We start from the raw sequence: 11,890 nt of genomic DNA, 5'->3' as shown, positions 1-11,890 counted from the left end.
GATTATAAAACCCTGTAAGCTAAATATAAATTTAACTTTGTGGTTTGATAATCAAACAATTATAAAAAAAGACTATGAAAAGAGGACCGCTGTTATCTTGGGATATATATTCAGAATATTTTTATAAGTTTCTCAAATCTTTGAGAAAGAAACAAGAAGTGGAAAGACTTCATAAATTTCAATCAAAATTTAACTGGGATTTTCAAATTGAAGAGACTCTTTTCAAAAATGAATATAAGGCTATTGTTGTAACCGATAAAAATCAAAAAATCATTTGGGTAAATGATGGTTTTAAAGACATGACTGGTTATAGTCTATCTTTTGTAAAAGACAAAAGTCCAAAGTTACTTCAGGGAGAAAAAACTTCTAAAGAAGCCTTACAAAACATCAAGGAACACCTTGCTAAAGAGTCAATCTGTGAAACTTCCATGGTCAATTACAGAAAAGATGGGAGCGAATATATGTGCGAAATTAAGATATTCCCTATTACCAATTCAAAACAGCAAGTGGAGCACTATCTTGCTCTTGAAAATGAATCTCATTTGAATTAAGTTTAAATCCAGTCTTTTTCGGTAGATTCAACTTTAAAAATCAAATAATTTAGAAGCTGAATGGCTTCTTTATGTTTTAAATACTCTACCGTCACCGTCCCAGAAGCAGTTTCCAATACTAAATCTGCATGTCCATTATGTTGTTGAAAAACATTCCTACTTAAACTCACTGACTGGAGTTTATGAATCTCGATAAATTTGAATTTTGTATCTATAGATCCTTTTCTTATGGATATCAGATTTGAATTTAACCCAATATTACTTTTCTTGACTTTCAACATGGCCAATAAGGATAATCCTAGAAATAATAGACTTAGGCCTACTATGCTCACCCAATTGAAATAAATAATGTAAGCTGCAACAGATAAACCTAACATCAGAATCAGGTTTTTGTAAAAATATCTGAAAAATAATCGTTTCTGAGACTGAGTTATATCAAAGATCAAGGTTTTAAATTCAAGTTGAAACAATGATTTAAAAAGGGTGTGTAAATTTTCATCTGACAGGCCTACAAGTCCTATTTTTTGTTTTTCCGTAACCTGATGAGATGAAGCCTGACTTACATAAACACTTTTTATATGAAAGGCATTCTTGATGGGGTTCGATCTGATTTCAAAAATTTGAGTTTTACTCTTCTTGATTACTTTATTCACTTTTTTGAATAACCCATATTCTACTTCATAGTTTTGCTGATTTTTCACAATCTTTAAATCAAAATATTTAAAAACTGTTGTCAATACAGTAACAAGAAAACCAAGTATGAGGATACCTAAAATTAAAACTGTAATGAAAGTAAGCGTCTCAGGTATTCTGTTTTTAAAATCCTCTTCGAGATTTAAATCGTAAATCTGTGTCAAAAAATCCATGACAAAATTATAGAGGTAAGCAAAAAAAGCGATCAGTAAGCCTACCCCTTTAAACAAATTTGAACTCACTCCTACTTTCACTAAAGTTTTAAAATCAAGTTGAAATAGTTTTGAATGCTTTGTCTCATCTGTATCTTCAGCATTAGAACCCAACATATCAATTTCCTCGGCACTAGAAACATCAGTTTGAATCTTATTTTTTTCTTCGATTAATTTTGCTTTAAGTTGGTTTGCAAAATCCTTATCCAGCGCTTTAATTTTAATCTCAGCTGTACCTTCTCCAGCTGTTTCAATTTGAAATCCAACAACGTTTAAGATTTGCTGGAGAACATTTTGCTGAAGGTTGATATTCTGAATCCTTTCAAAAGGAATTTCTACGTGGCTGAGTTTGATCACCCCATGATCCAGGTGAAAAGCATCTTCCTGAATCGAAAATTTGAATTTTTTGTAGGACAAGTATGAAAACACAAACTGAAGAACAACTAACACTATAATACCAGCATATATGTAAGTGCCGTAATTTTCGAATAAGTTATTTTGAAAAAAAGGAATAGCAAGAATATAGATATTTTGTCGAACTCGCTTAGCTAAATCAGTTAAAAATATAAGAAAGATACCATTAAAGGACTGTAATCTAGGAATTGAAAAATCAATCTGACTCATCTACCACAGTTGTTTTGTCTAAAACTTTTGATTTCAGTTTTTGAGCAGTTACTTTATCTAAACCGTCTATAATTAGATCACCCGATGATGCTCCTGCTGTGTAAAGACGCAAAGAGTAAAGAGAAAACAATCTAGATAAGGGTCCTTGTTTGATTTCGACATGTTGAATTCTGTTATACGGAACGACCGTTTCTGTAAAGTAAAAAAAACCAGATTGGTAAATCATATCATGTTGTCTCACTCCAAATTTTCTGATTGGAAAACCCTTTTCAATCTCTATACTTCTTAAAATAAAAATTAAACCTAATATAGATAGGACCACAACAGGTATCCATACGGGCACTTTGTCAAAAAAGAAAGCGGATATTGGAAGTGCAAACAAAAAAATGAAAACTGATATCTCGTTGAGCCAAATCAGTTTTTTATACCGGAGTTGTATAGATTCCAAGTCAACAGTCTTGAAATCTGGCAATTCTGAAATTGGAATCTCTAAGTTTTTAAAACTCATCAATAATTAGATTTTACACGCTCTCCATCTTTATAATAACCTACAAATGCATCTTTAAAATTCAATTGTCTTACAACATTTCGAAGTTTTTCAGCTTCTTCTGCAGTTTCAAAGACGCCTAAAGTATAGAGATTAAAATCTTTATAACTCCCATTGTGAACAATGCTATAAGAATCTGAAGATAGTTTTGTATTAAACTTTTTAAAAGCCCCAAGTTGAACTGCATAAAACTCATCTAAATCTAAAGGACTGTTTGATTCTTGTTGAGACTCAAGCTCTACAACCTTATCTTGATAATTTTTCAACGTAGATTTTTTTACAACTTCTTCATCATCTGCTAGTTGAATTCCATTATCAAGCTGAAGTAAGTAAGGTTGAAATAAAACCGTAAATAAGAGTGCCAAAAACAAAATCCCTAAGATGACGGTAGAAGCTAGAAAACCTCTCCTTTGAGTTCTAATTCTTTCTTTTTCTCTATAAGATTCTCTTAGCTGTTCATCTTTTTCTTCGAGCTTTGCATTAGCTTCTGTCTCTTTATTTACAATGTCTTGAAGTTCTTGTTCTGTTAGGATGGGCATAGTTATGCGGATTATTGATTATCAGATATTAAGAAACTAATTTAGGAAATCCATTTGATATTTTTAAAGTTTGGTTTTCTTTTTTCTAAAAAGGCATTTCGCCCTTCTTTTGCCTCATCTGTCATATAAGCCAGGCGTGTGGCTTCTCCTGCAAAAACCTGCTGACCAACCATTCCATCATCGGTAGCGTTGAAAGCGAATTTCAACATTTTAATAGAGGTCGGTGATTTTTCAAGTATTTCCTGAGCCCATTCATAGGCAGTTGACTCTAGTTCATCATGAGGGATAACGGCATTTACCATTCCCATATCGTGAGCTTCTTGTGCAGAATAATTCCGTCCTAAAAAGAAAATTTCTCTGGCTTTTTTCTGTCCTACCATTTTGGCTAGATAAGCAGAACCGTAACCCCCATCAAAACTAGTCACATCAGCATCGGTTTGTTTGAAAATCGCATGTTCTTTGCTAGCGAGTGTGAGGTCACAAACCACATGAAGAGAATGCCCACCTCCTACTGCCCATCCTGGGACAACCGCTATGACCACTTTTGGCATGAACCTAATGAGACGTTGTACTTCTAGAATGTTAAGTCTTGGCGTTCCATCATCATCCACATAGCCTTGATGTCCACGGGCATTTTGATCTCCACCACTGCAAAAAGCATATTTACCATCTTTAGGCGAAGGACCTTCTCCTGAAAACAGCACCACTCCAATCTTTGGGTCCTCTCTTGCATCTAGGAAAGCTTCAAATAATTCACTCACTGTTTTTGGACGAAAAGCATTTCTTACTTCAGGCCTGTTGAAGGCTATTCTTGCTACACCTTCGCTTTTCTTGTATGTAATATCTGTGTATTCTTTTACCGTTTTCCAGTTCATTTTATGGTTTAATTTAATGTGAGAGTATTTCTTTATTTTCTGAGTGGTATTCTAATTCCTTGAAGACAAATTTATCTTTTTCTTCTTTATAAACTGAACACTCATCAATCGGTCCGACGTAAAGATGTAAACTCATAGATCTGCCTTCATTTAGGTTATGCAAAGAATGGTAACCCAAATCATCATTCATATAAGAAAGACGATCCTGGGTCATCTTTACATCTGCAATAAGTTTCAAATTTCCACTCTCTTCTATGAACCGTTTTTCTCTCAATTTGCCTTTGGCTAGATAAACCCAACATTCTTCACCATTATGGCAATGAATAGGAGTTTCTTGGCCTTCTTCCCAACATAATAATAAGAGCTCATAATCTTCTGTCCTTGAAACACAGTTTCTTGTATAATTTTCATCAGACCAGAACGCATAAGGTAATAGATCTTCGTCTGGAATTGCAAGGTTTCTGGCTATGTCAAAATAATCTTGACCACTACAAGTTGGCAAAACTTCTAAAAGTTTGTTTAAAGATGTTATGTTTTCTGAAGAGTCCATGCTTTTTAATTATTTTTATCAAAATCGAACATTTTCGATATTAAGTAAATATAAATTTCAAATAAGGCTTATGCAAGCAGACCTTGAACTATTTCAAAAACTTTCACAGAAACTTATAACTCACGAGCAGAAAAATGGTGTTGTCAAACCTATAGGAGCTGAAAATCTTTTAGACATTTTAGATCTCGACCTGGAAAGTGAAGGTTTGGATGAAACTGAATTCGAATCTTTATTAGAACAAGTGGTTTTGAGTACTCCCAGAACTTCAACCAAATTGTTTTTTAATCAATTATTTGGAGGAAGAAGCAAAAAAGGAACTTTGGGAGAACTACTTGCGGTTATGCTCAATAACAGCATGTATACATATAAAGTTGGCGGCCCGCAAGTAGGAATTGAGAAAGTCATTATAGCCAAAGTTTGCGAAATGCTCAATTTTGGAAAGAATGCTGACGGAACTTTTCCTCCTGGAGGTTCTATGAGTAATTTTATGGCTATGCTCATGGCCAGAGATGCGTATAACAGGGACATTAAATTTGATGGAGTTTCTGATAGAATGGTAATTTATACGTCTGAAACCTCACACTACTCCATCACCAAAAACGCAATGTTTGGCGGCATTGGTATTAATCAAATACGAAAAATCGAAACTGATAATCACGGCAAAATGATACCTAAAGCGCTTCAAAAACAAATTGAAGAAGACTTAAAAGTGGGGTTAAAGCCCTTCTTTGTTAATGCTACAGCTGGTACTACTGTTTTAGGAGCTTTTGATGATATCAACGCCATTCATAACATTACCAAGAATTACGAAAACTTATGGCTTCATGTTGACGGTGCTTACTGTGGTTCTGTAATTTTTAGTAAGAGTTACAAACACTTGGTTAATGGGGTAGAACAAGCAGATTCCTTCAGCTTCAATGCTCACAAGATGCTCAATGTACCTCTTAGCTGTTCAATTTTGATCACTAAAGAAAAGCATAATCTAAAACATAGTTTTGCCTGTGATGCAGACTATCTTTATCAAACTGATGGTGATGACTATAATCTTGGCAAAACTTCGTTACAATGCGGCAGACGCAATGATGCCTTGAAATTTTGGACCTTATGGAAATCGGTCGGCACTCGTGGCCTTGAAAAAATGATAGATCAACAGTTTACGTTGGCTCAAACAGCCAGAAAATATGTAAAAAATCACCCTGATTATGAATTATACTCCTTTGAAGACTCAATTTCAGTCTGCTTTAATTATAAAAACATTGACCCTAAAGATTTATGCAATTCTTTGTATCAGGATGGTAAGTTGATGGTGGGTTATGGTGAGTTTAAAGGAAAGACTTTTGTGAGACTGGTTACTATCAATAGTAATAATCAGGAAGAAGATATTCTAAATTTCTTTAAAGTCATGGAAACATATGTTGAAGAAAAAGAACAGGAATTGGTTACAGTTTAATTTGCTCCATCATTTTTTCAACAACTTTGAAAGCCGCTGGACAGATTTCAACATTCTTTAAAGTTAGGTTTGAGATTTGTTGAAATTTCTTCCGATCTGTATGAGGGAACTCAGCACATGCCTTCGGCCTGACATCGTAAATAGAACAGTAATTATCGCCTCCCAAAAACGGGCAGGGAACACTTTGAAGCACGTAGTCATTATCTTCATCGATTCTTAAATAAGTGTCTATAAAAACTGAAGGCTTCATTCTAAAATGCTTGGATATTCGCTCAATATCTTTATTTGTGAAAAGAGGACCAGTAGTTTTGCAACAGTTGGCACAAGTTAAGCAATCCACTTCTTCGAAGGTTTCGTTGTGCAAGCGCTGCATGGTTTGGTCAAGATGTTTTGGTGGTCGCTTTTTCAAGCGCTTAAAAAAGTCTTTGTGCAATTTATGTTTATCTTTGGCCAGATCAGGTAAGTCTTTCAGAAATTCTTCCATAATACAAATATAAATTCTTCAAATTGAATCCTAAGTCTTCCTCAAAAGATATATTTGGTTTAGCCGTTGAAAGCTATTATTCAAATAAAGACCGAACGCCAATTCTTGTTCATAACGATAATTTTTATGATGATAAAATTCCTGTGGAGTATTTGTTTAGAAGTTATGATCAAATGCCTGAACTGGAACAAATAGCTATTGATTTTTGCAAAGGAAAAGTGCTAGATGTTGGCTGCTGTGCGGGTAGCCATAGTTTGGAATTAAAAGCTAAAGGACATGAAATCCTACCTATTGATGTTTCTAAAAAATGCATCGAAACCTGCCAAAAAAGAGGACTCAAAGAAGCAAAACACATTGATTTCTTTGAACTTAAAGATCAAAGCTTTGATACTATCTTACTTCTGATGAACGGCATTGGGATTGCACAAAGCCTAAGACATCTTCCCGTCTTTTTTGAAAAACTGAAAAATCTGATGCATCAAGAGAGTCAGGTGCTTCTCGATTCTTCCGATTTGATTTTTCTTTTTGAAGGCGAAGTGCTGGATGATGATCCTTATTATGGAGAAATGGTTTACACCACTAGCTATAAAAATCAAGTTTCCAATGTTTTTCCCTGGCTTTACTTAGATTTTGATTCTCTCAAGGCTGCAGCCAACGAACATAACTTAAGTTGCAAGCTCGTCTTCAAAGATGATCATTATGGTTTTCTGGCAAAACTTGAACTTATTTGAGTTCGTAAACCTTTTCGCCGTCAATGTATGTAGAAAGTACTTTAGTTTTAGGAATTTTATTTTCTTCAACTTCCATTGGGTCTTGATCCAAGATGATGAAATCTGCAAATTTCCCAACTTCCAAACTTCCTTTCTCTTCTTCTTCAAAATTAGCATAAGCTGCCCAGATCGTCATTCCTTTTAAAGTTTCTTCTCTTGATAATTTTTCATTTGGATTAAAACCACCTTCAGGAAATTCTTCGAGATCTTGACGAGCTACAGAAGCGTAAAATGTATAAAATGGGTTCACATTTTCTATAGGAAAATCTGTTCCTAAAGCAACTTTTCCTGCATTTTTAAGCAATGTTTGGTAAGCATAAGCATACTGTGTTCTTTCTTTTCCTAATCTGTCTTCAGCCCAATACATATCACTAGTAGCATGAGTCGGTTGTACTGAAGGAATAATGTTTTCCCCGTCAAAAAAGGAAAAATCTGAATCATCCATTACTTGAGCATGCTCCACTCTCCATCTTCTATCTGAATCATTCTTTAATAAATCATCATAAGTTTTAAGTACTACATAATTAGCAGAATCTCCGATAGCGTGAGTATTCATTTGAAATTCCGATTTGTGAATACGTTTAGCAAGAGTTTGAAAGTCTTCAAGATCTATAATCATGCTCCCAAAGTGATTATCATGGTCTGAGTAGGGTTGCTTCAGAGCGGCACCTCTGGATCCTAAAGCTCCATCAGCATAAACTTTTATTGACCTAACATTCAATCGTTCTGTTTTTAAAATTCCAGAATTCAAAAACTCCCTGATATTTTCTTCATTATTACTAAGCATTGCATAAATTCTCAATTTGAGGTCACCATCCTGTTGCAAAGTATCAATCAAATGAATGACTTCAGAATCCAATCCAGCATCTACAAGGCTAGTTAAACCAAGCGAAATCGCTATTTCTTCTGCAGATTGAAGGGCTTTAGTTTGGGCATCTTTGTCCACTTTGGGAAAAGTAGATCTAATAGCCGACATTGGATTATCTATTAAAATTCCAGTGAGTTTTCCATTTTTCTTTTGAATTTCTCCCCCAAAAATTTCTGTAGACTCATCAATTTCAGCTTTGTTTAAGGCAGTTTGATTAACAATCATAGCGTGTCCATCAATCCTGGTTAAGGCTACAGGAACATCAGGAAATAAATGATCTAAAGTGTCTTTAGTTGGAAAATCTTTACTCTCCCAGTCATTTTGATCCCAACCTCTTCCTATGATGTATTCGGCATCTGGATATTTTGCCTGAAATTCCTCAAGACGTGAAATAACGGCCTCAAAACTTTTGGTACCATCCAGGTCTACTCTGCTTAGTTTCAAACCTAAATTATAAAGATGAGCATGAGCATCTATAAGTCCTGGAAGTATGGTTTTACCTTCAGCATCAAGTTCACTGTAAGGTTTGTATTTTTTTGTTAAACTAGAAGCTGTACCGATTTCTAAAATTCTTCCACCTTCAATCACAAAGGCTTCTGCTATAGAAAACTCATCATCTACTGTATAAATTTTTGCATTTTTTACAAGGAAATCAACTTTCTGCTTGTTTTCGCAAGAACTAAAAAATAAAGCACTGATAAATAAACCAATTAGTAAATTATGTTTCATGTAAATAAATTTTGTATTGAATTATAAATTTCACTTCGGATTGCTGCATTACCACTTGCTGCAAGTATAATCGAAACCAAAAGACCTATCATAGCATATCCAAAATCTTTACCAATCATAGACAATGCACGCTTCTTGTGTTTATTCCCTCTCTTTTTCCTTGAAATGCTTATGGCAATTTCTCTACCCCCAATGATACCTAGAAATACCCAGGTTGTACTCATAGGTACAGTTGAAATAAAAAGCTTATAAATCAAAAGTATAACGTAAGACAAATCTATAAGTGTAGCAGCTCTAATGTCCGAAACTCTTGTTTTTTCACTTACGACACCTTGAATTTTATCTCCTCTTAAATAAAACAATAATCCTAATCCAAAGAAAATTGTTAAAGCAAAAACCAAAAATTGACTAAAACTTTGTTCTCTTGGTAAATAAACGGCAATATTGGCTCCATCCTGCATGACCCAGGTCGCCCATAAAGATCCACTCACTATCCATTGGACAACCACCCAATAGTTACTGTATTTTCTACTTTTAAAATATTTCCGAATAGTGTTATAGGATAAGTACCAAACTAAAAAAGAAACTACAAATGCTAGTAAATATCCTGACCAACTTTTGATCACAACGGATGTGATTCCAGAAGTGTCTGCACTAAACACACTCAATAACAAAAATGTAGTAGATACAGGCATTTTAAGCCTTGTTAGAATAAGCAATATGAGTGGAGCTACAACCTGAAAAAAAGTAAATTTATCTGGATGAGGATAATCTGTTGTACCGTCGGGATTGGTGAGCCTTTGGTAAGTAACATCGCCTCCATAAGTATAAAAACTCCAGGAAACTGTAATCAAAAATATCCCTCCAATAAACAGCCAGAGAATCCACCATTTATTGGCTTTATTACTCTCTATAAAAGTTCCAAGAGACTGTATACTATCGTTTGCTACAGCAGCATAGGCAGCAAAAAAAAAGCCAATCCACATGGCTAGATTAGCACTTGTTGTAGCAGTTGCGGCTAAAATCAGTCCAACTACAACTATAATTAAAAAGGTTTTTTCTTCTGAAAGAAAGTCAAGAATATTTAAGTAAGGACGATCCCGATCGTAGCGCTTAAATTTTTTAGCCATTAGAAAGTATTATTTCTGAAGTCATTTATCGCAAATCTACTCAAATATTGTTGTCTAATGTTTCTTTTTCGTTAAGAAAATTAAGGAATCATTTACCAGTCAAACTGATAGGTAAGTCCACCAAGAACTTGCAAACCTTGAACTTCAAAATTCTGCCAGCGGTTATAAGAATTATTCAAAAGGTTATTTACGTTCACAAAAGCTGATAATCTTGGATTGATTTTGTATTCCACAGACGCATTCACATCCAAGAATCCATCCACAGTATTAACAAAAAACTCATTGACATTTACCGCTCCAGATGAAAATGTTGTAAGGTCTGATACAGTATCTTTTCTTTCTCCTATATAAAATAAGGAAGCAGAAAAATTCCAATTTTTTGTAAAATCATAATTAGCGTAAGCCTTCAAGACTACTTCTGGCAAATTCCAGGCCTCCTGATCATTTTCAGTCGAAAAATTGGAGTATTTTCCGTAAAAACCAATACTGAAATCACTTTCAATTTGATAAACTAAATCAGCTGATAGTGATAAAATATCAATATCGTTATAAATAACATTAAAAGAGTTTTGATAATCGAAATTCCGACGTGCTGGATTTCGAGATAGGAATTCATTGCTCGGATTGGATATGAAAAAAGCATGATTGGAAGTGCTGGAGTAATTGGCTTGAGCTGAAAGCGATAAATTGTTCAAGAGTTTTGTAGAAAAACCTGCAAAAGCATTGTATTGCTGATCGCTTGGACTTATTGTTAATGTAGGAGATACAAAAGGATTTTCTGAACTCAAATTCTCATAAGTGTTTTGTTGCAAATCACCATTGACTCCAAGATTGATTTTTATAGTTTCCTGATTCAATAAAAATTCAGCTTTCAAATCTGGGTAAAAGAAGATATCGCTAGAGCTAGCTTCAAAATCACTAAAAAAAACAGCTTTAGCTCCAAGTCTTAAACTCACATTCTCATAATTCAAATTCACGAATGGATTTATTCCAGCTTGTAATTGTTGATAGTCAATTTCATTCTGCATAAACGTAGAGGTTTCAAAACCGCCATTCAAAAGACTAATATCCCCTTTGATGGAGAGATTTTGCGTTCTCAATGGAATTTCAACTAGCGGCTTGATTTGCAGTAACTGCTCAGAATTACTATAACTGTCCGAAAAGTTCTGAATGACAACTTCTGCAGATTTAAGATATTGATCGTAAAATTCGATACCACCAAATGCGGAAAGTTTAGTATAAGTTTGTTTTGAATCAATTGAATTGATTTGGTCTTCAGACAGACTGGAGATTAAGTTATCTGAAATACCGTAATAATTGACTTCTCTGTGATTTAAATCAATCCCACTATTCCACTCGAAATATCGATCTTTTGACTTCAAATTTAACCCTAAAGTAGTATTAGAAAAATCATCATCCAAAACCACGTTATCAATCCCTCCCTGTGAAGATAAATGCGAGAACCGGATATCCAAATTTCGATCGCGATTGATATCAAAGTTACTGTAGAAATCAGCTAATATCCTAGCAAAATTTCCTGCACCAAAACGGGCATAATTTTCAAAAAGTCTCTCAGGCTGCGCCATTCTAACACCAGAAGCTGTTCCTTTGGCTGGTGTAAATGTAGAAGCTACAGGAACATCTATAAAAGAGTAAGAAATAGCTCTTCTCTGTTGCTTTATAGTGTCCTTCTCACTTGGTTTTTGCTTGATCTTGAACGCATCATTCACTGTCGGTGAATATTGTTTGATAATGATAAGTTTATCAGTGCTGATGGTGTCCCGTTGGGCGAAACTTTGAAAACTAGCAACAACTCCAAGCAAGAAAAAGATAAAAGACTTTTGGTTTAAATTCATTGTAATTTTAAT

General features: G+C 34.4%; 12 protein-coding genes. 3 read left to right on the top strand and 9 right to left on the bottom strand.

The window, feature by feature from the left end:
* The first annotated feature begins 74 nt into the window (after positions 1-74).
* On the top strand, positions 75-551 hold the full coding sequence (locus LB454_RS13750) for a PAS domain-containing protein (protein WP_224465257.1): 477 nt from the start codon (positions 75-77) through the stop codon (positions 549-551).
* 2 nt (positions 552-553) lie between these two features.
* Here the strand turns inward: LB454_RS13750 and LB454_RS13745 are convergent, their stop codons facing one another.
* The 5 genes from LB454_RS13745 to LB454_RS13725 are packed head-to-tail and all read right to left on the bottom strand — an operon-like array spanning position 554 to position 4,591.
* Positions 554-2,080: a PH domain-containing protein gene (locus LB454_RS13745; protein WP_224465256.1), complete on the bottom strand. Its 1,527-nt coding sequence runs from the start codon at positions 2,078-2,080 to the stop codon at positions 554-556.
* A complete protein-coding gene (locus tag LB454_RS13740) occupies positions 2,067-2,588 on the bottom strand; it encodes a PH domain-containing protein (protein ID WP_224465255.1) in 522 nt (173 codons plus the stop codon). Before LB454_RS13740 ends, LB454_RS13745 begins: the two co-directional genes overlap by 14 nt.
* The gene (locus LB454_RS13735; RefSeq protein ID WP_224465254.1) at positions 2,588-3,166 is read right to left on the bottom strand and encodes an SPOR domain-containing protein; all 579 of its coding nucleotides are present in this window, start codon (positions 3,164-3,166) and stop codon (positions 2,588-2,590) included. Before LB454_RS13735 ends, LB454_RS13740 begins: the two co-directional genes overlap by 1 nt.
* A gap of 41 nt (positions 3,167-3,207) precedes the next feature.
* Positions 3,208-4,041, bottom strand: coding sequence for a 1,4-dihydroxy-2-naphthoyl-CoA synthase (locus LB454_RS13730; protein ID WP_224465253.1), 834 nt, complete (start codon positions 4,039-4,041; stop codon positions 3,208-3,210).
* A gap of 13 nt (positions 4,042-4,054) precedes the next feature.
* Complete coding sequence (locus LB454_RS13725) at positions 4,055-4,591, bottom strand: cysteine dioxygenase (protein WP_224465252.1); 537 nt, start codon at positions 4,589-4,591, stop codon at positions 4,055-4,057.
* 70 nt (positions 4,592-4,661) lie between these two features.
* Between LB454_RS13725 and LB454_RS13720 the strand changes: the two genes are divergently transcribed.
* Positions 4,662-6,041, top strand: a complete 1,380-nt coding sequence (locus LB454_RS13720; RefSeq protein ID WP_224465251.1) for a pyridoxal phosphate-dependent decarboxylase family protein — start codon at positions 4,662-4,664, stop codon at positions 6,039-6,041.
* Here the strand turns inward: LB454_RS13720 and LB454_RS13715 are convergent.
* Positions 6,031-6,525 (bottom strand): YkgJ family cysteine cluster protein, encoded by a 495-nt coding sequence (locus LB454_RS13715; RefSeq protein WP_224465250.1) that lies wholly within the window; start codon positions 6,523-6,525, stop codon positions 6,031-6,033. The two genes, LB454_RS13720 and LB454_RS13715, sit on opposite strands and share 11 nt — an antisense overlap.
* Positions 6,526-6,548: 23 nt before the next feature.
* Between LB454_RS13715 and LB454_RS13710 the strand changes: the two genes are divergently transcribed.
* On the top strand, positions 6,549-7,256 hold the full coding sequence (locus LB454_RS13710) for a class I SAM-dependent methyltransferase (protein ID WP_224465249.1): 708 nt from the start codon (positions 6,549-6,551) through the stop codon (positions 7,254-7,256).
* On the opposite strand, the gene LB454_RS13705 is transcribed toward LB454_RS13710, so the two are convergent.
* The 3 genes from LB454_RS13705 to LB454_RS13695 form a co-directional block, all read right to left on the bottom strand.
* The gene (locus tag LB454_RS13705; protein ID WP_224465248.1) at positions 7,249-8,892 is read right to left on the bottom strand and encodes an amidohydrolase; all 1,644 of its coding nucleotides are present in this window, start codon (positions 8,890-8,892) and stop codon (positions 7,249-7,251) included. The two genes, LB454_RS13710 and LB454_RS13705, sit on opposite strands and share 8 nt — an antisense overlap.
* Positions 8,889-10,022, bottom strand: a complete 1,134-nt coding sequence (locus tag LB454_RS13700) for a hypothetical protein (protein ID WP_224465247.1) — start codon at positions 10,020-10,022, stop codon at positions 8,889-8,891. Before LB454_RS13700 ends, LB454_RS13705 begins: the two co-directional genes overlap by 4 nt.
* Positions 10,023-10,114: 92 nt before the next feature.
* Positions 10,115-11,878 (bottom strand): TonB-dependent receptor, encoded by a 1,764-nt coding sequence (locus LB454_RS13695; RefSeq protein ID WP_224465246.1) that lies wholly within the window; start codon positions 11,876-11,878, stop codon positions 10,115-10,117.
* Positions 11,879-11,890: the final 12 nt, after the last annotated feature.

The organism is Psychroflexus montanilacus, from assembly GCF_020164535.1.
Lineage (GTDB): Bacteria > Bacteroidota > Bacteroidia > Flavobacteriales > Flavobacteriaceae > Psychroflexus > Psychroflexus montanilacus.
Note: the sequence above shows the minus strand (reverse complement) of the source record. Positions and strands in the feature narration are given on the sequence as shown.

What these genes read in the sequence shown, in the direction of transcription:
- LB454_RS13750 (WP_224465257.1), top strand. Translation starts at nt 75, where the DNA reads ATGAAAAGAGGACCGCTGTTATCTTGGGATATATATTCAGAATATTTT.
- LB454_RS13745 (WP_224465256.1), bottom strand. Translation starts at nt 2,080, where the DNA reads ATGAGTCAGATTGATTTTTCAATTCCTAGATTACAGTCCTTTAATGGT.
- LB454_RS13740 (WP_224465255.1), bottom strand. Translation starts at nt 2,588, where the DNA reads ATGAGTTTTAAAAACTTAGAGATTCCAATTTCAGAATTGCCAGATTTC.
- LB454_RS13735 (WP_224465254.1), bottom strand. Translation starts at nt 3,166, where the DNA reads ATGCCCATCCTAACAGAACAAGAACTTCAAGACATTGTAAATAAAGAG.
- LB454_RS13730 (WP_224465253.1), bottom strand. Translation starts at nt 4,041, where the DNA reads ATGAACTGGAAAACGGTAAAAGAATACACAGATATTACATACAAGAAA.
- LB454_RS13725 (WP_224465252.1), bottom strand. Translation starts at nt 4,591, where the DNA reads ATGGACTCTTCAGAAAACATAACATCTTTAAACAAACTTTTAGAAGTT.
- LB454_RS13720 (WP_224465251.1), top strand. Translation starts at nt 4,662, where the DNA reads ATGCAAGCAGACCTTGAACTATTTCAAAAACTTTCACAGAAACTTATA.
- LB454_RS13715 (WP_224465250.1), bottom strand. Translation starts at nt 6,525, where the DNA reads ATGGAAGAATTTCTGAAAGACTTACCTGATCTGGCCAAAGATAAACAT.
- LB454_RS13705 (WP_224465248.1), bottom strand. Translation starts at nt 8,892, where the DNA reads ATGAAACATAATTTACTAATTGGTTTATTTATCAGTGCTTTATTTTTT.
- LB454_RS13700 (WP_224465247.1), bottom strand. Translation starts at nt 10,022, where the DNA reads ATGGCTAAAAAATTTAAGCGCTACGATCGGGATCGTCCTTACTTAAAT.
- LB454_RS13695 (WP_224465246.1), bottom strand. Translation starts at nt 11,878, where the DNA reads ATGAATTTAAACCAAAAGTCTTTTATCTTTTTCTTGCTTGGAGTTGTT.